This window comes from Deltaproteobacteria bacterium GWA2_45_12 (assembly GCA_001797365.1).
Classification (GTDB): domain Bacteria; phylum UBA10199; class UBA10199; order UBA10199; family UBA10199; genus UBA10199.
Genome location: MGPH01000023.1, coordinates 1 through 21921 on the forward strand (window position 1 = coordinate 1; position 21921 = coordinate 21921).

Below are 21921 nucleotides of genomic sequence, written 5' to 3' on the forward strand. Positions count from 1 at the left end.
CCAATTGGCCCCCGTGTTTGCCCGTGAATTACCTGATGGCCGTGGGCAGGCCCTTTATTTCACCTTTCATGGATGTCTTTTAGAACCCGAAATTTCAGAAGAGGGTCAGATCAACTTGGGTCCCGAAGCAGGTTGTGAAGAAGGCCGTTTGGATGACCCGGACATCATGCGCCAATATGTGGCCGCCGGCATGCTGGAAAATAAAAACCTTGATCCCGATCCCGAAGACCTCAAAACCAGCAAGGCCTATATCAATTACCAGATTTTCAACGAAGACCGTCAGCGTTACACCAACTATTACGATTTCCCCAATCACTTCAACTTCCTCAATCCAGACACACGCAAACGCAGCCCCATTACGCGTGATGTAGGATATGGAATGTAATCAACGTATGAACCCCCAGGGCAAGCCCTGGACCCAAGATTCCGTGGCAATCCAAGAAGCCTTGACCCGGCAAGGCGCGTCCCCGAAGCCAACGAGCGTAGGGGATCAAAAGCTTCCCAAAAAACCAAATAGCTCGGAGGCCATAGGACCCCGCGGTTTTATACCGCGGGGAGATTTTTTTAAGAGGGGATTAACTCCCCCCAACCCCCTCTTATTATAAGAGGGGGCAAGGGAAATTCGTCAAACAGATCCCATTTCCTTAAGGGGTTTAAACGTCATCCGATGACAAGAAGTGGGGCCGTATTTTTTGAGTTCTTCCTGGTGGGCCCTGGTGCCATAGCCTTTGTGGATTCCAAAGGAAAACTGGGGAAATTCTTTTTGCACTTGTTGCATCAAACGATCACGAGTCACCTTGGCAACAATGGAAGCCGCTCCAATCGTCATTGAAAGGGCATCCCCTTTTATCAAGGGTTTGTTGGGAATATTCATGCTTAAACCATGGTTCCCATCCACCAAAATAAAATCAGGTTTTATTTTAAGCCCGCTAACGGCATCTCCCATCGCCACAAGGGAAGCCTGCAAAATATTGATTTGATCAATCACCTGATTGGATACGATACCCACAGCAAAACTAACCGCTGAAGACAAAATAACATCGTAGAGTTTGTCCCTTATTTCTGCCTTTAATTTTTTGGAATCGTTTATTTCAGGAAGATAGGTATTCGAATTGAAAATGACAGCCGCCGCCACGACGGGCCCGGCCCAACAACCACGCCCGGCTTCATCAACACCGGCTACATGACAATAACCCTTGGTCCAGTAAGTGCGCTCCCAATAGAGCTTATCAAGCGGAGATTCATGCAGTAGCTTGGGCTGCTGCATCTGCTTTTTGTGGTTCTGGCTGTTGTACAACGGCACCTGCTTCAAGTTTGTTCATTTCTTTATCCAAAGCGGTAATCTTGGCCTGGCGACCAAAACGTTCACGCAAATAATAAAGTTTGGCCCGACGGACCCGGCCTGACTGAACAAGTTCTATTTTCTGGATAATGGGGGAATAAAGAGGAAAAACTCTTTCAACACCAACACCATAAGAAACCTTTCTTACAGTAAAAGTGGAACTGACACTGGCATGATAAAATTTGATGACCGTTCCTTCAAAAATCTGGATACGTTCTTTTTCACCTTCTTTAATCTTGACGTGTACACGAACATGATCCCCACTGCGAAACGAAGTAATGTTTTTGGTGAATTTTTGGGCTAGCCATTGAATGTCAATACTCATAAAAACCTCTCGATTCTATCTCCCCAAAAGACGGTCCATGATGATAGCAACGGCCGCCCTAACGGGCAAATGATTAAAATTTCCGGAACCCTTGATGGGTTCCAACAGGTATTGGGCCTGATCTAATGCCTCTGTGGCCAGCCCATACCCCGTTCCAAACAAAACTAAAACAGGCTTTTTCCCCGACCGCATCAGAGCCTGTAACTCATTGAAAGAAATGGTCTTTTTTTGAGGCCTTGCCGATGTCGCAACAAGGAGAGGGCGACTACCATGGTTTTTTTCTATTGTCAAACAGGTTTCTTCAATACTGGCAGCTACTTCCACCTCGTCCAAGGCCTCTTTTCGGGTTTCATTATAAGTAGCGCCAAAACCTTCCATCCAATAATTTTTGATATACCGCACCATACCTTGTTGGGCTTCCACGGGCGTAATCATGAAACATTTTTCTATGCCGTAAGTTTTTGAAGTGCGGCACAAGTCGTGAATATCAAAATTGGTGATGGACGTGGTCACCAGCTCCCCGTTTTTATTCACGACAGGATGGTGCACAAGAGCCATATAAACGGGGCATACGTGGGGGCGGAACAGATCCGGCCTACGCTCCTTTGTTATTTCTTCAGATTGCTGTTGTCTCCATTTTCCGATGGCCTTGTGATCCCCCTTTTGAAGAACCTCGGGCACTTTTAATCCTTCATATTCAGCCGGACGTGTGTAGTGGGGGTGCTCCAAAAAACCATCCGCAAAACTTTCATTTTTAGGAGCTTCTTCATTTCCTATCACCTGCGGCACAAACCGGCTGACGGCATCCACCACCACCTGGGCCGCCAACTCCCCTCCGGTAATAACGTAGTCTCCTATGGAAATTTCTTCATCCACCACCAGATCAAGGACGCGCTCGTCTATCCCTTCATAACGTCCGCACAAAAGTAAAATGGATTTGTATTTACTTAATTCTTTTGCTTTTTGATGATTGAACTTGGCTCCCTTGGGCGAAAGATAAATGACATGTTCAACACCATGCTTGGCCTTGATGTCACGAACAGCCGGCACAACGACATCGGGCTTGAACACCATCCCCGCTCCACCGCCATAGGGGCGATCATCCACCGACTGGTGTTTATTGGCAGCATAATCACGCAGCTGATGGCAAAAAATGCGAATGCCCCCTTCCTTCTGCGCACGACCCAAAATACTTTCATTAAAGTAGGGTTTCAAGATTTCCGGAATTAATGTCAAAATATGAAAATCCATTTAGGTATTAATCTCCTCAAGCCCTTCGGGAATATCGATGACAAGAATCTTGTTTTCCTTTTCAACCTTGCAAATCCACCCGCTTACAATGGGCACAAGCATTTCTTTTCCACTGTCTGTTTCCAAAATAAACACGCCCTGCCCTCCTCCATGAGTCATTCCTTTTAGTTTTCCCAAAATCTTTTTTGCAGGGGTGACCACTTCAAACCCCACCAGGTCAAAAAAATAGTACTCCCCTTTTTTGGGACGGGATAACTGCGCCGATTCCACTTGAAGAGAGGCTTTTCTTAAACTTTGCGCCTTCTCCATCGTGTCAATGCCGTCAAAAGAAACCAAAAACCATTTTTGAAGCGGCTTGATTTGCAGGATTTTACTTGTAAATGAATCGCCGTTTTCTTTTGTAATTTGAAGCTGGCCCCCTTTTTTTAGAACCTGGGAATCGGGATTGTAAACATAAACCTTCACATCCCCATGCACCCCATGTTCGCGGTAAATTTCACCAATAGAGATAAGTTGGTCCTGGGACATAATATTCACGTAAGGGCGATTCCTGCCCAAGGCAGGCAGGCACGAATCGCCCCTCTACACAAAAAAAATACCCCCATCAAGATGGGGGTATTTTTAAGAACACGAACAGTTAAAAAAAACAACTATTCGATAATTTCAAGGATGGCACGTTTGCGCATTTTTGTGCTGGCTGCACCAATAATGGTTCGCATGGAACGGGCGGTCCTTCCCTGTTTACCAATGATCTTGCCCAAATCGTCCTTGGCCACTTTCAATTCAATGACAGTGGTCTGTTCTCCTTCAATTTCTGTAACTTCCACTTCATCGGGTTTATCAACCAAGGCCTTCGCAATCATTTCAACGAGTTGTTTCATATTAAACCTCCTACAGTTATTTTAAGTCGCACAAGGTGAGTTTTATTGCTTACGACAAAGCTCCAACCTAATGCACGTCTTGTATGGTCCCATAATTTAAAAGAGCCGAAAAGCTCTCACAATTTTAAAAAAAAGATAACATCAATCAAAACAAAGATCAAACAAGGCTTTAAAGCCGAGGCTTTTGGGTCAAGACCCTTAAGCCGCCTTGTTCTCATCGCCCAAAGTGCGGTCAACCAATTGCTTGACTAAAGCACTTGGCTTGGCCCCATGGGAAATCCAATGTTGCAACCTTTCCTTATTAATGGTGCCCTTGGCTTGGGGGTGCTTAGGATTATAGGTACCCAACACTTCCAAGAAACGCCCATCTCGGGGAAAGTTTTGATCAGCAGCCACCACACGGTAGAAAGGATGCTTCTTTTTTCCGTGCCTGGCTAAACGAATAACAACAGCCATATTTTCTCCTTAGCGTCGCTCGTTGGCTCGTCGCTCGTTGCTCGTAAGATTTTACCAGCAACCAGAGACAAGCGACCAGCGACTATTACAAACCCATTAAATTTTTCAAACCACCCAACCCGCCCTTTTTGACCATCTTCATCATCTTCTTCATTTGCGTAAACTCTTGCAGAAGCCGATTTACATCGGAAACATGCGTCCCACTGCCTTTGGCAATGCGAAGGCGGCGGCTTCCATTTAAGATTTCAGGTCGAAGCCTTTCTTTGGCAGTCATCGAATTAAGAATAGCTTCTTTCACCTTAAGCTGATGTTCAGCTTGATTGAAATCGACCTTACCCCCCAACCGCTTCATTCCAGGCAAATAACCTACCAAACTTTGAAGCGAACCCAGCTTTTTCATTTGCCCTAACTGCGATTTAAAATCTTCCAAGGTAAAATCATTGATCTTGAGCTTCTTCTGAAATTCCAACGCCTGGTTTTCATCAATAATCCCTTTGGCTTTTTCAACCAAACTCAACAAATCGCCACGATCCAATAATTTTGAAGCGAGCCGGTCGGGATAAAAAGGTTCAAAATCTTCCACCTTTTCCCCAATACCCGCAAAATAAACCGGGCACCCCAGAACATAACGGATTGAAAATACCGCCCCACCCCGTGCATCCCCATCCAGCTTGGTTAAGATAACTCCATCAATTTTTAAAAGATCATCAAAACTTTTGGCCACCTTGACGGCTTCCTGGCCCGTCATGGCATCGGCCACAAACAAAACTTTTTTATTTTCAAACGACTCATGCAGTTTTTTTAACTCACCCATGAGCGCCGTATCAATTTGCAATCGGCCGGCTGTATCCACTAATACAATATCGTGGTGGTTTTTTTGGGCTTGGGCCAAACCCTCTTTAACCAACGAAAGGACATCCCCATAGCCCTTGGCCTGAAAACAAGGAATTCCCACCTTTTCGGCCAAAACAATGAGCTGATCAATGGCTGCAGGCCGATTAATATCGGCCGGAATCAGATAGGGGTTACGGCCCTTCTTTTTCAAGAACAAGGCAAGCTTTGCCGCCGATGTGGTCTTTCCTGAGCCTTGCAACCCCACCATCATGAGAACATGGGGGGATTTTCCTGAAAAAGAAAGGGGCTCTTGAACTCCTCCCAAAACAACAATCAACTCTTCATGAATAATATTGAGGAATTGTTGATAGGGGTTTAAATTCTCAAGAACTTTTTGCCCCAAAACCTTTTGCTTTACGTTTTCAAGGAACGATTTGGCCACCCCCACATGCACATCAGCCTCTAAAAGGGCCAACCGAACCTCGCGAAGGGCCTGGTCTAAATTGGCCTCCGTTAACTTCCCATACCCCCTTAACTTATTGAATACATTTGAAAATTTTGAGCCTAGCGTATCCAGCATGGGGTTAAAAATGGCCTCCCTACGGGTGTAAGCCAAGGGCGGGATGATTATTGAAGAAAGGGGTCCATGTCAAGGTCAATTCTTTAAGGGGCTGGGGCCTCTTTTTGAGAGTTCATAGCAGACAATGGTCATGGCCTGGGCCACATTTAGAGAATCAAAATTTCCCTTCATCGGGATTGAAAATGAATCGTCACAGCATTTGGAAACCAAGGGACGCAACCCCTCCCCTTCACTTCCGGCGACAACAACCACCTTGTCATAGGTCTTTAAATGCTCCAGTTTGTTTTTGGCCTTTTGATCGGCAGCAAAAATCCAATAGCCTTTTTCTTTTAAACTTTCCAAGGAACGGACCAGATTAACCACACGGCTTATCTTTAAATGTTCACAGGCCCCGGCCGAAGTCGCCACCACAGCGGGAGTTACTTCAACAGACCTGTCCTTGGGAAGAAGGATGGCCTCCACACCAAAACAATAAGCACTGCGACAAAGGGCCCCAAAATTTTGGGGATCGGTCATTGAGTCACAGGCAATAATAAAAGAAGGAGTTTTTTCAAAATCCAGATCATCAAAATCGACATAGGAATAAGAATCAACCTTTGCAGCAATGCCCTGATGTTTGAAATCCCTCACCTGTTTTTCGATGAAATGTTTTTCAACGTGTTTTAATGGAATTTTTTGCGAACGTGCCAGAGAAACAATTTCGGGATTTTTGTCAGGATCAACCAGAAAAATTTCATGGATTTTTCGACGCCCTGCCCTCATGCATTCAATCACTGAATGATGTCCGTAGAGATATTCGGTCATTTATTTTTTTTGAGAGGTTTGCCATTGGGTTTCTTTTTTCCCAAGACTTTTTTGACCAAAGCTTCTTCTTCTTCCTGCTCTTCTTTTTCCTTTTGTTGTTCTTGGCTGGAAAATATTTTTTCGAGTTCTTTCAAACCAAAAAGAGTGCAGATGAGATGAAGATATTTTGAGTCGTTAGAAGGATCGCTCGGATCAAGCAACCCTTCAGGGAAAACCACTTCCCCCGTAAAAAGCCCGGCTGTTCCTGAAAAGAAAGGGGTCTTCAACCGGTCCCTCATCTTCTTAAAGCGGTCAATGGCCTCCGCAATGGCCTTGGGGTCCATGATGCCTTGAGGAAGCTTGACTCCGGCCTCTTGCGCCGCCTTTTGCAGCGTGGAAAGGGCATCTGCTTGCTTATTGGAAGGGACACTTTGAGTACTTTGGGGACCTATAGAAGTAGAACCTAGGGGAGGTTTGATAGAAGTCATAGAAAGGGCTTGTTACACCATTTACTTATTTTTAGGCAAAGGGAATTTTGTTAACCTAGAACCGTTCTCGTGGGTGGTTGATCCTCCACTTCCGACATAAACTTTAAATTAAAAATTTCATCATTGCGACCATTAATATTAGTGAGAGCTGCAACTAACTTTTGGGGAAGATGCTCTCTATGGCCTAAAGAAGCGGCTCTTTCTAAAACATCACACAAAATTCTGGCCATCGCCCCCATATCGTTACATTCCTCCGGTATAGGATGACATGAACTTACACCACCCTGTTCACGGCAAATTCTATCTGTGGCATCTTCAGTATTGGCATCACCAAAATTACGGCAAGCTTGCACATAAGTGGCCTGACGTTCAGCTTGACAGCTTTCTTCTTTGGACACGCCCCCTCTCTGAATGAATCCAAGATAATCAACAGTATCTTCTAAAAATGAAGCAACAGCCTCAAGGGGTAAGCCTGCCAGGGAAGTTAAGGCTTCTCCTCGATGATCCAACCCTGCTTTTACTTGGGGATTCTCAGTATTAACACTTTGATCAGCAATCGTGGTACCGAGTGCTGTAGGACTTGGCTTATTTTCAACTGTCATAAATAGCTCCCTCTTTCTCTCTAAATAAAGCAAAGGGCATGCCAGTTAAGGCCAAGTGTATTAAATTATAACTAATTGAAATATTTAAGTTTTTTATTGACTCCGTCTGGAAGGTATTTTAGAAGAGTTCGAAATGGAGACTCGTACCGTCCATAAATCGGACTATAGACCTCAGTTTTAACACCATGAGTCAATACGATCGAAAAGACCATTTTTATCAAAAAGCCAAAAAAGAAGGTTATGCCGCCCGATCGGCCTACAAACTTTTGGAAATGGATGAAAGATTCAAGATCTTCAAGCCCGGAATTAAAATCGTTGATCTAGGCTGTGCCCCGGGGAGTTGGATGCAAGTGGCGGAAGAGAAATTATTGGTATCAAATAAGGGCGCAGCAAGCAGCGCCCCTACGACATCGGCACCTCCGCACATCCACACCCCCGCACATCCGCACACCGGCACATCCACACATCCACACATCATCGGCATCGATCTTCTTCCCCTCCACTACCAACCAGGAGACAATGTTTTTTTCATCCAGGGCAATTTTCTCGAGGAGGAAAACCGGAAAAAAATCAAAACAACCCTTGGAGGAGCGGCCCACTGGGTGCTTTCAGACATGAGCCCCAATCTTTCGGGCATTGCTTTTAAAGACCAGGAAGCCTCACTTGAATTGGTGGAAAAAGCGTTTCAATTTTCCAAAGAAGTTCTCAAAAAAGGGGGCGGGTTGGTGGTTAAAATTTTCCCCGGACCGTCAATGGGGCCGCTTAAAAACGAAATGAAAAAATACTTCAAAAATAGAGAGACCTATATTCCCGAAGCCACTCGCAACACCTCTGATGAAGTGTATTTGGTCGCCACCGGTTTTCAACGCACAACATAAAAGAACTTTATTTTATATATATTTAGGTAGGCCCCTCCCCGTTTTTTTCTCATTTATGAGGTGTTGTGTATTTTTCTCACAAAGCCTCTTTTTTCCTTCTTTGCAACATGATAAGAAATCAAATGGTTAGGTCATAAAAAGATCTTCTTAAGTGGCATGCTTACTGCACTTTAAATAAGGAGGAGATGTTTATGAAACAACGCATCACGTCAGTAACCGTCCTTTTTTTCATCCTCTTTTGCCTTAGCTTCAATACGGCTTGGGCCAAGGATAAAAGCAAAAATCAACCTTCCAAGGACACGCAAGACGAAACAACGGTCAACACAGACGTTACGGATTCCATTGTCGCCCTGCAAACAGGGATGAACAATATTTATCAAAATACCAGCAATGTGAAGCTAAGCGAAAATGTCCGTTTTTCTGTTTATTCGTCAGATGGGGTGGGTGGATTTTTAGAATTGGGTTTCTAACCCTAGGGTTTCTAACCCCGGGGATGAAATTTTTCGTGCACTTCAATCAATTTTTTTCTACTTACATGCGTATAAATCTGGGTTGTTGAAATATCGGCATGCCCAAGCATCACCTGTAGTGATCGCAAATCAGCCCCCCCATCCAACAAATGAGTCGCAAAAGAATGCCGAAGCACATGGGGACTAATTTCTGTTTTGATTCCACAAGCCCGACCGTATTTTTTGATATGCGTCCAAAACATTTGGCGGGTCATATTTTGCCCACGATGAGTCACAAAAACATACGAGCTTAAACGCTTTCCCAAAAGACGGGATCTTCCTTCTTTCAAGTAGACATCCAAGGCTTTTAAAGCCGACTGGCCTACGGGAACCACCCGCTCTTTGGACCCTTTTCCAAAAGCCAGGACATAGCCCGACTGCATGTGAAGCTGATTGAGTTTTAATCCCACTAATTCAGAAACCCGCAAACCCGCCGCATAGAGAAGTTCGAGCATGGCTTTGTCACGCAACCCATGCAAAGTATTTGTAGCAGGAGCCGAAAGCAATTTTTCCACATCGAGCCCAGATAAAGCATGGGGTAACTTGGGCAAAATTTTGGGAAGATCTAAGAGTGAAGTCAAATCATGGGACAATAAATTTTCTGCATAACAAAAACTGAAAAAAGAACGCAGCACCACCAGATTACGTGCCAGGGTTCGTGATTTGGCCCCGCCATTCTTGCGATGCATTAAAAAAGTGACAATATCTTCGGTGGTGATAGAAGCCAAATCCCTTATTTTTTTCTTGATGACAAAGGCATGAAACAAAGCCAGATCGCTTCCGTAAGCCTCAAGGGTTTTTTTGGCCAAACCCTTTTCCACAAGGATGAATTGCAAAAAACGGTCAATGGCACTATCCAAAATGGGAGGGGAACTAGCAGGCATGGAAGAATTATGCAGCTTGAAAAAGATGGGAGCAACAGAATTGTAAGAGTGTAAGGGCGATTCATGAATCGCCCCTACCATGCAAACCATGAACCACAAAGAATTTCCATTTCAGTTTGAAAGTACAAAAAAGATCCTTCTCTTCCCGGAAAATGAAACACGTTTTAAAGGGGATGTTTTGGAAATCGGACCTGGACGTGGGGATGTCCTGTTTGGACTGGCCAAAAGTAATCCCACCAAAAGATTTGTCGCCATTGAAATAGGGAAAAAACGTTTTTACAAATTAAAGGAGCGTATTCCTAAACGAGGGCTCAATAATATTCTCCTTTTTGGTGGGAATGCACGCATTGTGCTCCCTTTTTATTTTAAAGAAGAAGGAAGTTTTGAAACCATCATGGTGCTTTTTCCAGACCCTTGGCCCAAGGGGCGTCATGCCTTTCGCCGGTTGTTGAGTGTGGAGTTCATCACCCTTCTTTCTTTTCACCTTAAAAAGAGAGGCCATTTAATCATGGCCAGTGATGACAAAAATTATATCGATTGGGTTCTGGAAAATATGACAAAAATTTCCGGGTTTAAAAACACAATGCATCCGGAAACCTTCTCGCAACGCATAGAAGAACTGTCTGAATCTTATTTTGAAAACAAATGGAAGAAGTTGGGAAGAACGAATTATTTTTTGAAATATGAAAAAATCTAGTCCTTCGACAAATTAATATTTATTCTACTAATTTGCTCAGGACTAGTGCTGAGCAATTTAATAATGATCTTAAAAGATCATTATTAAATTGTCGAAGTACTAGTTGGCGGGATCCAAAATATTTTTGACCGCCCCTAAAAGTTTCTGGGCTTCGTAGGGTTTTTGAAACCGAGCCTTGACCCCCAAACTTTTGGCCCATGCATCCATTCCCGGCTCAGAAGCTCCACTGAGAATAATGACGGGTATCTCTTTGGTCAGCTGCTTTTCCCGGAGCATCTCAAGAACAGCCGATCCTTTTCCCGAGGGCATCTTCCAATCCAAGATAATCAAATTTGGTTTGATTTTTTGGGCTAGTTCATAGGCCACCACTCCGTCATGGGCACAGGTGACTTTGTAGCCAAAACCTTCCAATAACTCCCTTAAAACACTGGTAAAATCTCTATCATCATCAGCTATGAGAATATGGTGGGACATAGAAAAACATTGTGGCAAAAAGCCGATGGCTTGTCCAATGGGAATCTTAAAAGAAATGGTTACTTATGACCCCTTAAAACAAATTCTTCACGATAAATGCGGATACAGGCCAAAAATAAGGCCGTAATGACGGGGCCAAAAAGAATGCCGATGGGGCCAAAGAGGGCCATGCCTCCAATCAGTGAAAAGAAAATGAGAAGGATGGGGATTTGAACTTTGCCGCGCATGATGAGAGGTTTTAAAATATTATCAATTCCTGAAATAATCAAAGCCCCATAAACAAGGACAATCAAGCCATTATGCGTATCCCCCTGAATCAGAAACCAGACACCCATGGGAAGCCAGACAGAGGTCGCTCCCACAATGGGCACCATCGACATAAAAAAGGTAAGAACCGCAAAAATAAGCGAGGCGTTTAAACCGACAAAGGCAAAACAGGCCCAGGCAAGCAAGGCCTGAACCAATGCCGTAAGCAAGTACCCCCACACTGTGGCATGGATCATGTTTTTACATTCAAGAGCCAGCCTTCGTTCATAGCGTTCAGCCAAGGGGGCGATATCCAGAAAAATCTGGAACAATTTTTTTCCTTCGATAAACAAGAAAAACACGCTTAAGTGCATCACAAAAAAACTAAAAGCAAAAGTGGCTGTACGGCTTAAAACCTTGGGAGAAAAATTGTAAATAGACTCGGCTGATTTAACCCCAATCTGCTTTAGAATCTGATTTGCATCTATTTCCAGGCCCAGCTTGGCTTGAACAAACTCCAGATAGGGGCGTATATGATTTGCATAAAACTCAACATGGGTAAGCCTGTCCAAAAAACCCTGGGCATTTAAATCGGCAACAACATGAATGACCTGGTTTGTCAAAAGGGCGATCACAACTCCACTCGGGAAAACCAAAAGAAGAAAAATGGTAAAGGTACAAAAAAAGGAGGCAAGATAAGGCTTCTTCAAAAACCTCAGAAAAAAATTTTCATAAATGGAATAAAACAGGATGCACAGAATGGCGGCCAGAGAAAGAGCAATAAGAAATGGTTTTAAGAGAATAAAAAAAGCAGCCCCTAAAAGGAGTAGAAAAAAATAGAGAATTGATCTTTCGTTAAAAGGGTTCAAGAAATGATGTTTGGGCGTTAATTGCTCGCTGGTCCCTGAGCGGAGTCGAAGGGGCCACCTCGACTACGCTCGGTGACCGGTCAAATTTGCCCCTACTTTTTTGTTTTCTTTTCTTCTTTTTTGGCCACCTTGGATTCCTTGGCTTTTTCAGTTTTAGGCGCCTTTGTCGCTTTTACGGGTTTCTTTTTAGCTTCAACCTTGCCTTGAGAAGCCTCTCCCTGTTTGTCGGTATTGCTGGCCAATCCTTCAACATACTCAATAATGGCCATGGGAGCAGAATCTCCATGCCTGAATCCAAGCTTTAAAACACGCGTATAACCACCGGCACGATCTTTGAAACGGGGAGCCAAATCAGCAAATATTTTTCTGACCAGGTCTTTGGAACGAACCAGATTAAAAGCATCGCGACGAGCCGCCAAAGTGCCTTTTTTGCCCAAAGTAATAAGATGGTCTGCAAAACCCCTCATTTCCTTGGCCTTGTGCAGCGTCGTTTCAATTCTTTCATGTTGAACGATTGCTGCAGCCATATTGCGAAACATGGCCCAACGATGTTCTGTGGTACGTCCTAATTTTCTTCCTGCAACCCGATGTCTCATAACGTGTCTCCAGACATGTCATCTTAGGCACTCATCATGCCAGATGACAAAAAAACATAATGAAAATATGAACAACTCGGGAGCAAGCCCCCGAGTTTCATCCTGAGTTGATCCGTTTTTTTATTTCGGCCCCAAGGGGCTAAAGTTTGAGTCGAAGGATCAAACAACCTCTTCCGTCGATGGCTTTGGCTCTTCAGTGGGTGGAAACCAACCATCAATCTTCAAACCCAGTCCCAAACCCATTTCGCTTAAAATTTCCTTGATCTCATTTAAGGATTTGCGTCCAAAATTCTTGGTTTTAAGCATTTCCATTTCACTTTTCTGAACCAACTCACCGATATATTTGATATTGGCATTTTGAAGACAATTGGCGGAACGAACTGAAAGCTCAAGTTCCTCCACACGACGATTCAGGTTTTCGTTGAGTGTGTCTTCTTCTTGGGGCAGTTCAATTTCAACGGGTTCCTGACCTTCTTCAAAATTGATGAAAATTTGAAGTTGTTCCTTCAAAATTTTCGCTGCAAAGGCCACGGCATCTTCCGGAAGAACGGAACCATTGTTCCACACTTCCAAAATTAAACAGTCAAAGTCAGTGTTTTGACCCACACGGGCGTTGGTCACATTATAGTTGACCCGTTCAATGGGTGAAAAACTGGAATCAACAAAAATGGTTCCCACAGGAGCCTCTGCCGTCTTGTTGTCTTCAGCCAAGCAATATCCTTTTCCCAGTTTTACCTGAAGTTCCATGACCAGTTTTCCATCTTCTCCCAGGGTGGCAATAAGATGATCCGGATTTAAAATTTCAACGGCCCCTCCGGTATTGATATCTCTGGCATAAACCTGACCGGCTGTTTTTGCTTCCAGGGTCATGGTGGCTGATTCACCGTGTAAAAGCTTCAGCTTTAATTCTTTTAAATTCAGAATAATGTTGGTGATGTCTTCTTTAACACCGGGCAGAGTCGAAAATTCGTGCATGACGCCATCAATTTTGACAGAAACAATGGCGGCGCCTTGCAATGATGAAAGAAGAATACGTCTTAAACTATTACCCAAAGTCAAACCAAAACCACGTTCGAGGGGTTTTGCTTCAAACTTGCCATAGTTGGCTGTATGTGTTTCTTTTTCCAGCTCCAGGGATTTGGGGCGAATCAAACTTCTCCAGTTTTTATAATTAAGGGTCATGGGGTTCCTCCAAAAGGGTGATTATTTTGAATAATACTCAACAACAAGGTTCTCATTCATGGGTTGTGTAATTTGAATACGTTCAGGAATGGCCTTGATGGTGCCAGAAACTTTTTCGCGATCAATTTCCAACCACTCAGGAATGCCACGACGTTCGCTGGCTTCCAAAGCTCCCACAATACGAGCTACCTGCTTGCTTTTGTCCTTCACTGAAACAACATCCCCGGGCTTTACGTAAGCCGAAGGAATGGTCAGTTTTTTGCCGTTCACCAAGAAATGGCTCTGGGTGATAAGCAGACGTGCTTCACGTCGTGAATTGGCAAAACCAAGACGATAAACCATGTTATCAAGACGGGACTCCAAAAGTTTGATCAGGTTATCCCCGGCCATTCCTTTAAGACGTTCCGCCTTCGTGAAAATACGTGCAAATTGGCGTTCCAAAATACCATAGTACTGTCGAATTTTCTGCTTTTCGCGCAATTGAACACCAAACTCCGAAGGTTTTGTTTTACGCATTTGCCCGTGTTGGCCTGGAGCATACTCGCGACGCTCAATGGCACACTTTTCGGTGAAACAACGATCACCTTTTAAAAAGAGCTTTAAACCTTCACGACGACAAAGACGACACACTGAATTATTATATCGAGCCATAAATAAATTATACCCTTCTCTTTTTAGGTGGCCGGCACCCATTATGAGGAATTGGAGTAATATCCTGGATTTTGGTAATGCGAATCCCTGCAGCCCCAATGGCACGCAAAGCTGATTCACGCCCAGCCCCAGGGCCTTTAATATAAGCCACAACCGATTTCAAGCCATGTTCACTGGCCTTTCTGGCGGCATCATCGGCAGCTATCTGAGCCGCAAATGGAGTGGATTTTCTTGACCCCTTAAAACCGCTCATCCCGGCAGATCCCCAGGATAAGGTATTCCCCTGGACATCTGTAATGGTAATGATGGTGTTATTAAAAGAAGCCTGAATGTGTGCAATTCCTTGGGACACATTCTTTTTGCTTTTCTTTTTCTTGTAACCTTTTTTATCTTCTGCACCAGCAGCTGCCTTTCCGCCTTTTTTGGCGGTCGGTTCAGCGCTAATGGTAGGTAAATTCTGTTTGGTTGCCATAAATGATAGTTCTCCAAATTATTTCGGTGACGGGGCCTTCTTTTTTCCGGCCACAGTTTTACGGGGACCTTTTCTGGTTCGTGAATTGGTTTTCGTCCGTTGCCCGCGAGCGGGAAGCCCCTTCTTGTGCCGTGACCCACGATAAGAACCAAGATCAATCAGTCGCTTGATGTTCATGGCAACGTCACGACGCAAATTTCCTTCAACAACATATTTTGCATCAATAACCGCCCTTATTTTGGCTATTTGGTCGTCAGTTAATTGCTCGGCTCGCAAATCACCGGAAATACCTGTTTCATCCAAAATGGAAGAAGAACGGGTATTACCAATTCCATAAATATAGGTAAGAGCCACTTCTATTCTTTTACGTGGCGGAATATCAACTCCTGCTATTCTTGGCATTTTCTTTCCTCTTTCTGTTGGTTACCCAGGTATCAAGACAATTCTGGAATTGTCTTTTAATAAACGGTTTATGACCGCACCCAAATTACCCTTGTCTCTGATTATGTCTTTTGTTTGAACAAATAACACGGATGCGTCCAACACGGCGCACAATCTTGCATTTGTCACAAATTTTTTTAACTGAAGAACGTACTTTCATTTAAGTTATGAGTTATGAGTTATGAGTTATGAGACGGACAGTCAAGACTGCCAACCCAGAACCCATAAACCACAACTCAATTTTTCATCACTTGGACCTGTAAGTAATTCGTCCACGTGTTAAATCATAGGGAGATAATTCAACTTTAACCTTATCCCCCGGTAAAATTTTGATAAAATGCATGCGCATTTTACCTGAAATATGGGCCAACACTTTATGCCCATTTTCAAGCTCCACACGGAACATGGCATTGGGCAATGGTTCAAGCACTGTTCCTTCAACTTCTATTGCATCTTCTTTGGCCATTTATCGCTTACCAAACGTCTGGTAGGGACAATCCTAGGATTGTCCCTACATGGACAACATCAATCAATTCCTTCTGCTTAACACCACCGGCCCTGTATCGGTACAGGCTATGGAGTGTTCAAAATGAGCCGACCATTTTTTATCCTTGGTCACCACGGTCCAACCGTCGGCTAATACTTCCACTTCGTGCGTCCCCATGTTCACCATGGGTTCTATGGCTAAAACCATTCCCACTTTAATACGTGGCCCCGTGCCCTTGACTCCATAATTGGGCACTTGGGGTTCTTCATGCATTTGACGACCAATTCCATGCCCAATAAAATCACGAACAACAGAATAACCGTTTTTCTCGGCATGGCTTTGAACTGCAAAACCGATATCGCCAACCCTGTTTCCTTCTACCACTTGGGTAATGGCTTTTTGAAGACTTTCCTCGGTCACCCTCATGAGATTCTTCGCTTCCTCACTCACAGTTCCCACACCCACTGTTAGGGCAGAATCCCCTACAAAACCATCATAGGTCACCCCACAATCGATCCCGACAATATCCCCTTCTTTGAGGACTTTTTTACCAGGGATTCCATGAACCACTTCCTCATTCACCGATAGACACAATGACTTTGGATAACCGCGATACCCGATAAAAGTGGGAATTCCCCCTTTTTTACGGATGAGTTCTTCGGCAATTCTGTCCAAATCATTGGTGGTTATTCCGGGAGCCACCACTTCACTTAGTTTTGAAAGAACATGGGCCACAATCTGGTTGGCCTTTTCCATCTTATTAATCTCGTCCTTGGACTTCAAAATAATCATTCAATAAATTCCAATCTCCTTGGAGATAAGGTCAAAAACTTCCTTGGCTTCACCCTGCCCCTTAATATTTTTCAATATCCCTTTTTGCTTGTAATATTGAATCAGGGGTTTTGTCTGCTCTTTGTATATTTTTAGCCGACGCCGAATTGTTTCCTCTTTATCGTCCTCACGCTGAAAAAGTTTCGCCCCACAGCGGTCACAAACTCCTTCCGTTGAGGGAGGAGCAAAACTGGCATGGTAACCAGCCCCACACCGACTACACTGCCTTCGGCCTGATAGCCGAACAACCAAATCGGCATCATCTACCTCAAAATTCAAGACATAATCCAGGAACTCACGCCTATTTTTGAGTTTCTTGTCAAAAACCTTGGCTTGAACCTCAGTTCGTGGAAAGCCATCCAGAATATAACCTTGCTGACAATCCCTTTGCGACAGCCGATCTTCGATAATTTCAAGGACCACATCATCGGGAACCAGTTGGCCCGAAGCCATGAACTCGGCCACCTTCATACCCAACAGGGTTTTATTTCGGCATGCTTCCCGAAAAATATCCCCCGTGGATATTGAGGGCACCTTGATCTTTTCATGCAAGAAAAGAGATTGTGTCCCTTTTCCTGATCCAGGCGGCCCTAGAAGTACAAGTCTCAAACACGTCTCCCTCTGAATTTTCCAGCCCGTCCGCCCAAGAAACCTTCGTAACTTCGTGTGAGTAGGTACGATTCCATTTGGGCCACTGTATCCATGGCCACACCCACTACAATCAACAACGAAGTACCACCAAAGGTTGAAGCAAGAGTTGCCGGAATACCAAATTGACTGATCATCAGACTGGGAAGGATACAAATCCCAGCCATGTACAAAGCCCCACCCAACGTAAGACGACTTAAAATGCGGTCAATAAAATCAGAAGTGGACTTTCCTGGCCTAATTCCCGGAATATAGCCACCGTTCTTTTTCAAATTTTCAGACACATCCATGGGGTTAAAAGTGACCGCTGTATAAAAATAAGTAAAAAAGATGATAAGCCCCACATACAGGACATCGTGAAACCACCCCTGGGTCAGAAAACTGGCCATCGTCTGGAGTCTTTCATCCTTCCAAAATTGAACGATGGTTGCCGGAAACAAAATAAGGGAAGAAGCAAAGATGGGTGGTATCACTCCAGCCATGTTGAGCTTCAAGGGTAAATGCGTGCTCTGTCCCCCATACATTTTACGTCCGATCACCCTTTTGGCATATTGGATGGGGATGCGTCGTTGGCTCCGTTCAAAGAAGATAATCACCGCAATCACCGCAAAAATAAAAACCAGTAAAAACAAAAAACCCAAAAGGCCGGCGAACTGTTCTTTGGTGCTCCAGGCATCCCGAAAACTACCGGGGATTCGGGTAACAATCCCTGAAAAGATGATCAGCGAAATGCCGTTACCGACACCCCGTTCCGATATTTGTTCCCCCAACCACATGATAAACGAGGTTCCTGCCGCCAATGTGAGCATGGTGGTTATATAAAAACCAATCCCCCCAACACCGGGCAACAAAACCTGCTGCTGTTCCAAGCCATAACTGATGCCAAAACCCTGGATCAGGGAAAGAAACACCGTTCCGTAACGCGTATACTGGGTGATTTTTTTACGCCCATATTCGCCTTCTTTTTGAAGCTTTTGAAGGCTGGGTATCGAAACAGCCAAAAGCTGCAAAATAATGGAAGCACTAATATAGGGCATAATCCCCAGGGCAAAAACGGAAAACTGGTCAAGGGCGCCACCGGAAAATAAATTAAAAATGTCAAAGAACGATCCTTGTGCAAAAAATTTCTTTAAGGCTTCTACATTAATACCGGGAGTCGGGATAAAAACCCCTAACCGATAAATGGCCAACATCAACACCGTAAAAATAAGCTTTTTACGCAGCTCTGGAATTTTGGCAACTCCGCTAAAGCCCCCTTCAGACACTATGTACCCCCTTTATGCTTGAACTGCTTGTCCACCGGCTTTTTCAATCTTTTGGCGAGCCGACTCAGAAAAACGATGCGCTTTTACTACAAGACTGACCTTTAATTCGCCTTCACCCAAAATTTTAATCGCTTTGGCATCTTGCTTGGAATGAACCAACCCCGCATCAAGCAAAGCTTGGCCATCCACCTGGGCATTGGCGGTAAACTTGGCCAATTGCCCTACATTCACAACAGCATATTCTATGCGACTCAAAGGACGGAACCCTCTTTTGGGAATACGGCGTTGAAGTGGCATTTGTCCCCCTTCAAAACCTGTTTTATGAAAACCACCCGCACGAGCCTTTTGCCCCTTGTGTCCACGCCCAGATGTTTTACCCAAACCGGAAGATTCTCCGCGGCCACGTCTTTTCTTTCCTTTGACGGCACCTTTAGGTGCCCTTAATTGATTCAACAACATAAATTTGTCCTCACAAAACCGAAACCAGATGCACGACCTTACGTACCATTCCTCTTAATGCAGGTGTATCCTGAATTTCTTTCACCTGGTTTATTTTGGTTAAACCCAAACCTTTTACTGTTTGTCTTTGTCTCACATTGCAACCGGCAACACTATGAACCAACTTGATTTTCATTTTTTTATTTTGGCTCATAGGGTTTCTCCTGCAACAACTTCCGTCCTTTTACGCAACGATCTCAAACTTTGTAAGCCTTCGAAAGTGGCCTTCAGAACATTGTGCGGATTTCGCGTTCCCAAACACTTGGATAAAATATCGTGTATCCCCGCTGTTTCAACAATGGCACGTACCACGCCTCCGGCAATAACACCGGTACCGGGCTTGGCTGAACGAAGCAAAACCTTGGCAGCCCCAAAACGTCCTAAAACATCGTGAGGAATACTTTTACCTTCCAAAGCCACCACAATCATTTGTTTGCGAGCCCTTTGGGAAGCTTTTTTAATGGCTTCAGGAACTTCTGCCGCCTTACCTAAACCATAACCGACCTTTCCCTTGCCATCGCCTGAAACAACCAATGCTGAAAAACTGAAACGACGTCCGCCCTTCACCACTTTGGCCACGCGGCTTATGTGTACAACTCTGTCGGTGACAAGATTTTGTTCACCTTCGGGGCTATCAATAACTTTCTGTAATTGTTCTGACATGTGTAAAAAACCCTCTTATTAAAATTTTAATCCTTCTTTGCGGGCCGCTTCAGCCAAACTTTGAACAACCCCATGATACAAATAGCCATTACGGTCAAAGGCCACCTTTTGAATGTTTAAGCTTTTTGCCTTTTGGGCAATAAGAGCTCCTACCTGACTGGCTGCCTGCTTATTGCTTCCACCCTTTTTATTTTCCATCGAATGGGCGAAAGCCAAAGTCTTTCCGCTAATATCATCAACGATCTGGGCATAAACATACTTAAGACTTTTATAGATGGAAAGGCGTGGGCATTCAGGAGTCCCTGAAATTTTCTTGCGAATACGTCTCTTTCTTTTACCCCTCATTTCAAGTTTACTTAGTGACATAATTATTTTCCACCTCCAGCTCCGGCAGCCGCCTTACCCTGTTTACGCACAATCACTTCATCTTCATAACGAATTCCCTTACCCTTGTATGGTTCAGGAGGACGAAGGGCGCGAATATTGGCAGCGACCTGCCCTACAAGATCACGGTTACATCCCGTAACACTGAGTTTGGTCTGCTTATCAACGGCAATCTTTATTCCTGCAGGAATGGCAAAATTAATGGGATGGGAAAAACCCAAAGTCAGATTCAGGATTTGCCCTGCAACATCCGCACGAAATCCCACTCCTTCAATTTGCAAATTTCTCTTAAACCCTTCCGAAACACCTTTGACCATGTTTTGAATAAGGGCACGATACAAACCATGGGCCCGTCTGGCCTCACCACTGTCATCTTTGCGCTTTATCACAAGATGCTTGTCAGTGGCTTCCACTGTAACAAAAGATTCAAAATTTAAATCCAGCTTCCCCAAGGGGCCTTCAACATGACAATTATTTTGGGCCACTTTTGCCTTGACCTTGTCCGGAAGAACGACTGGTTTTTTACCTGTACGTGACATACATACCCTTTCTTACATCACCAAATTTGACACAACACTTCGCCACCAATCTTTGAATGACGAGCTTCTCGATCAGAAATAATACCCTTGGGCGTTGAAAGCACCTGCACTCCACTGCCTTTAAGCAAGGGCTTAATATCCCGATAACCACGATAAATACGACGACCTGATCTGGACACCCGATTCATTTTGCGAATGGTCGATTTTTTATTTAAGTCGTATTTTAAAAAAACCGTTAATTGGGCCTGGGGAGCAACCTCTTCTTTTACATAGCTACTGATAAAGCCTTCTTGTTTAAAAATTTTCAAAATTTCTTCTTTCACTTTTGAAGAAGGTATTTTGACGGAAGCATGGCGTGCCTTTAAGCCGTTCCGAATTCGGGTCAATAAATCTGCAATGGGATCAGTGGTCATAAAAATTCCTCAAATAAAAACTACCAGCTGGCTTTGGTTACACCCGGCAATTCACCACGCAGGGCCCGTAACCGAAAACACAATCGGCACAAACAAAATTTACGAATAAAAGCACGGGGACGGCCACAAACGTGGCAGCGATTATAGCCCCGAACCTTAAACTTTGGTTTTCTACTTGCTTTAACAATAAGTGACGTCTTAGCCATAATTTTAAACTAACCTCTCAATGGGAAACCCATGGAACGCAGCAAAAGTTCCCCTTCGCGATCATTTTTTGCTGTCGTTACAAGAGTGATGTTCATTCCCCGGACCTTATCCACCTTGTCGGATGAAATTTCGGGAAAAATAATCTGCTCAGTGATCCCCACAGTATAATTGCCATGCCCGTCAAAACCACGTTTGGGCAAGCCTTTAAAATCGCGGGAACGCGGAAAGGCTACATGAACAAGTTTGGCATAAAAATCATACATAGAATTCCGGCGCAAAGTAACGGTGCACGCAATAGGCATGCCTTCTCTTAATTTGAAACTGGCAATGGATTTTCGTGCCCGACGAACAGCCGGCTTTTGTCCGGTAATCATGGCAATCTCTTTTGCCACCGTATCCAAAATCTTGGAGTTTTGTGTCGCTTCAGAGACACAGCTATTCACCACGATTTTTGTCAAACGGGGAACATTCATTTTATTAGTCACACCCAGCTCTTTCATAAGCTTGGGAATAACTTCTTTTTCGTAAAATTGCTTGATCATAAA

The 21921-nt window shown here is 44.2% G+C and carries 33 protein-coding genes and 1 pseudogene; 5 read left to right on the forward strand and 29 right to left on the reverse strand.

Going from position 1 to position 21921, the window contains the following annotated elements; genetic code table 11:
- Window positions 1–385: pseudogene (locus A2048_04525) on the forward strand (hypothetical protein).
- A gap of 7 nt (window positions 386–392) precedes the next feature.
- Complete coding sequence (locus tag A2048_04530) at window positions 393–605, forward strand: hypothetical protein (protein ID OGP09711.1); 213 nt, start codon at window positions 393–395, stop codon at window positions 603–605.
- A gap of 20 nt (window positions 606–625) precedes the next feature.
- On the opposite strand, the gene A2048_04535 is transcribed toward A2048_04530, so the two are convergent.
- The 10 genes from A2048_04535 to A2048_04580 all read right to left on the reverse strand — a co-directional run bounded on the left by A2048_04535 (window position 626) and on the right by A2048_04580 (window position 7542).
- Window positions 626–1267 carry a ribonuclease HII gene (locus tag A2048_04535; protein ID OGP09712.1) on the reverse strand — a complete coding sequence of 214 codons (642 nt, stop codon included), beginning with the start codon at window positions 1265–1267 and terminating at the stop codon, window positions 626–628.
- Window positions 1242–1667, reverse strand: a complete 426-nt coding sequence (locus tag A2048_04540) for a 50S ribosomal protein L19 (protein OGP09713.1) — start codon at window positions 1665–1667, stop codon at window positions 1242–1244. The genes A2048_04535 and A2048_04540 overlap by 26 nt, the downstream gene beginning before the upstream one ends.
- Before the next feature lie 15 nt (window positions 1668–1682).
- Window positions 1683–2918: a tRNA (guanosine(37)-N1)-methyltransferase TrmD gene (locus A2048_04545; protein OGP09714.1), complete on the reverse strand. Its 1236-nt coding sequence runs from the start codon at window positions 2916–2918 to the stop codon at window positions 1683–1685.
- Window positions 2919–3446 (reverse strand): 16S rRNA processing protein RimM, encoded by a 528-nt coding sequence (locus A2048_04550; GenBank protein OGP09715.1) that lies wholly within the window; start codon window positions 3444–3446, stop codon window positions 2919–2921.
- A 122-nt stretch (window positions 3447–3568) separates the two neighbouring features.
- On the reverse strand, window positions 3569–3799 hold the full coding sequence (locus tag A2048_04555) for an RNA-binding protein (GenBank protein OGP09716.1): 231 nt from the start codon (window positions 3797–3799) through the stop codon (window positions 3569–3571).
- 198 nt (window positions 3800–3997) lie between these two features.
- Entirely contained in the window at window positions 3998–4255 is a 258-nt protein-coding gene (locus A2048_04560) for a 30S ribosomal protein S16 (GenBank protein OGP09717.1), read from the reverse strand.
- A gap of 85 nt (window positions 4256–4340) precedes the next feature.
- Complete coding sequence (locus tag A2048_04565) at window positions 4341–5669, reverse strand: signal recognition particle protein (GenBank protein OGP09718.1); 1329 nt, start codon at window positions 5667–5669, stop codon at window positions 4341–4343.
- A gap of 75 nt (window positions 5670–5744) precedes the next feature.
- Window positions 5745–6473, reverse strand: coding sequence for a 23S rRNA (guanosine(2251)-2'-O)-methyltransferase RlmB (locus A2048_04570; GenBank protein OGP09719.1), 729 nt, complete (start codon window positions 6471–6473; stop codon window positions 5745–5747).
- Window positions 6470–6940, reverse strand: coding sequence for a hypothetical protein (locus A2048_04575; protein OGP09720.1), 471 nt, complete (start codon window positions 6938–6940; stop codon window positions 6470–6472). Before A2048_04575 ends, A2048_04570 begins: the two co-directional genes overlap by 4 nt.
- 50 nt (window positions 6941–6990) lie before the next feature.
- The gene (locus A2048_04580) at window positions 6991–7542 is read right to left on the reverse strand and encodes a hypothetical protein (protein OGP09721.1); all 552 of its coding nucleotides are present in this window, start codon (window positions 7540–7542) and stop codon (window positions 6991–6993) included.
- Between the two features lie 185 nt (window positions 7543–7727).
- On the opposite strand from A2048_04580, the gene A2048_04585 reads away from it, so the two are divergent.
- Both A2048_04585 and A2048_04590 read left to right on the forward strand, forming a co-directional pair.
- Window positions 7728–8420, forward strand: coding sequence for a hypothetical protein (locus tag A2048_04585; protein ID OGP09722.1), 693 nt, complete (start codon window positions 7728–7730; stop codon window positions 8418–8420).
- Between the two features lie 191 nt (window positions 8421–8611).
- The gene (locus A2048_04590) at window positions 8612–8890 is read left to right on the forward strand and encodes a hypothetical protein (GenBank protein OGP09723.1); all 279 of its coding nucleotides are present in this window, start codon (window positions 8612–8614) and stop codon (window positions 8888–8890) included.
- Between the two features lie 11 nt (window positions 8891–8901).
- Here the strand turns inward: A2048_04590 and A2048_04595 are convergent, their stop codons facing one another.
- Window positions 8902–9789, reverse strand: a complete 888-nt coding sequence (locus tag A2048_04595) for a site-specific tyrosine recombinase XerD (GenBank protein OGP09755.1) — start codon at window positions 9787–9789, stop codon at window positions 8902–8904.
- A 103-nt stretch (window positions 9790–9892) separates the two neighbouring features.
- On the opposite strand from A2048_04595, the gene A2048_04600 reads away from it, so the two are divergent.
- Window positions 9893–10510, forward strand: coding sequence for a tRNA (guanosine(46)-N7)-methyltransferase TrmB (locus A2048_04600; GenBank protein OGP09724.1), 618 nt, complete (start codon window positions 9893–9895; stop codon window positions 10508–10510).
- 99 nt (window positions 10511–10609) lie between these two features.
- Here A2048_04600 and A2048_04605 read toward each other — a convergent pair whose 3' ends face one another.
- From A2048_04605 to A2048_04690, 18 genes are all read right to left on the reverse strand, one after another.
- Complete coding sequence (locus A2048_04605; protein ID OGP09725.1) at window positions 10610–10984, reverse strand: hypothetical protein; 375 nt, start codon at window positions 10982–10984, stop codon at window positions 10610–10612.
- A gap of 59 nt (window positions 10985–11043) precedes the next feature.
- A complete protein-coding gene (locus A2048_04610) occupies window positions 11044–12099 on the reverse strand; it encodes a hypothetical protein (GenBank protein OGP09726.1) in 1056 nt (351 codons plus the stop codon).
- A 92-nt stretch (window positions 12100–12191) separates the two neighbouring features.
- Window positions 12192–12638 (reverse strand): 50S ribosomal protein L17, encoded by a 447-nt coding sequence (locus A2048_04615; GenBank protein OGP09727.1) that lies wholly within the window; start codon window positions 12636–12638, stop codon window positions 12192–12194.
- Between the two features lie 216 nt (window positions 12639–12854).
- Entirely contained in the window at window positions 12855–13877 is a 1023-nt protein-coding gene (locus A2048_04620; protein OGP09728.1) for a DNA-directed RNA polymerase subunit alpha, read from the reverse strand.
- Between the two features lie 21 nt (window positions 13878–13898).
- A complete protein-coding gene (locus tag A2048_04625; GenBank protein OGP09729.1) occupies window positions 13899–14528 on the reverse strand; it encodes a 30S ribosomal protein S4 in 630 nt (209 codons plus the stop codon).
- 7 nt (window positions 14529–14535) lie between these two features.
- Window positions 14536–14880, reverse strand: a complete 345-nt coding sequence (locus tag A2048_04630) for a 30S ribosomal protein S11 (GenBank protein ID OGP09756.1) — start codon at window positions 14878–14880, stop codon at window positions 14536–14538.
- Window positions 14881–15018: 138 nt separating this feature from the next.
- Entirely contained in the window at window positions 15019–15402 is a 384-nt protein-coding gene (locus tag A2048_04635) for a 30S ribosomal protein S13 (GenBank protein OGP09730.1), read from the reverse strand.
- A 286-nt stretch (window positions 15403–15688) separates the two neighbouring features.
- Entirely contained in the window at window positions 15689–15907 is a 219-nt protein-coding gene (locus tag A2048_04640) for a translation initiation factor IF-1 (protein ID OGP09731.1), read from the reverse strand.
- A gap of 63 nt (window positions 15908–15970) precedes the next feature.
- Window positions 15971–16720 (reverse strand): type I methionyl aminopeptidase, encoded by a 750-nt coding sequence (locus tag A2048_04645; GenBank protein OGP09732.1) that lies wholly within the window; start codon window positions 16718–16720, stop codon window positions 15971–15973.
- Entirely contained in the window at window positions 16721–17368 is a 648-nt protein-coding gene (locus A2048_04650; protein ID OGP09733.1) for an adenylate kinase, read from the reverse strand.
- On the reverse strand, window positions 17365–18672 hold the full coding sequence (locus A2048_04655) for a preprotein translocase subunit SecY (GenBank protein ID OGP09734.1): 1308 nt from the start codon (window positions 18670–18672) through the stop codon (window positions 17365–17367). The genes A2048_04650 and A2048_04655 overlap by 4 nt, the downstream gene beginning before the upstream one ends.
- A 12-nt stretch (window positions 18673–18684) precedes the next feature.
- Window positions 18685–19131, reverse strand: coding sequence for a 50S ribosomal protein L15 (locus A2048_04660; protein OGP09735.1), 447 nt, complete (start codon window positions 19129–19131; stop codon window positions 18685–18687).
- A 10-nt stretch (window positions 19132–19141) separates the two neighbouring features.
- Window positions 19142–19324 (reverse strand): 50S ribosomal protein L30, encoded by a 183-nt coding sequence (locus A2048_04665; GenBank protein ID OGP09736.1) that lies wholly within the window; start codon window positions 19322–19324, stop codon window positions 19142–19144.
- Window positions 19321–19833 carry a 30S ribosomal protein S5 gene (locus A2048_04670; GenBank protein OGP09737.1) on the reverse strand — a complete coding sequence of 171 codons (513 nt, stop codon included), beginning with the start codon at window positions 19831–19833 and terminating at the stop codon, window positions 19321–19323. The genes A2048_04665 and A2048_04670 overlap by 4 nt, the downstream gene beginning before the upstream one ends.
- Window positions 19834–19851: 18 nt before the next feature.
- Window positions 19852–20199: a 50S ribosomal protein L18 gene (locus A2048_04675; GenBank protein ID OGP09738.1), complete on the reverse strand. Its 348-nt coding sequence runs from the start codon at window positions 20197–20199 to the stop codon at window positions 19852–19854.
- Between the two features lie 2 nt (window positions 20200–20201).
- A complete protein-coding gene (locus tag A2048_04680; protein ID OGP09739.1) occupies window positions 20202–20756 on the reverse strand; it encodes a 50S ribosomal protein L6 in 555 nt (184 codons plus the stop codon).
- A gap of 17 nt (window positions 20757–20773) precedes the next feature.
- Window positions 20774–21169 carry a 30S ribosomal protein S8 gene (locus A2048_04685; GenBank protein OGP09740.1) on the reverse strand — a complete coding sequence of 132 codons (396 nt, stop codon included), beginning with the start codon at window positions 21167–21169 and terminating at the stop codon, window positions 20774–20776.
- Window positions 21170–21384: 215 nt separating this feature from the next.
- Window positions 21385–21918, reverse strand: coding sequence for a 50S ribosomal protein L5 (locus A2048_04690; protein ID OGP09741.1), 534 nt, complete (start codon window positions 21916–21918; stop codon window positions 21385–21387).
- Window positions 21919–21921 lie beyond the last annotated feature (3 nt).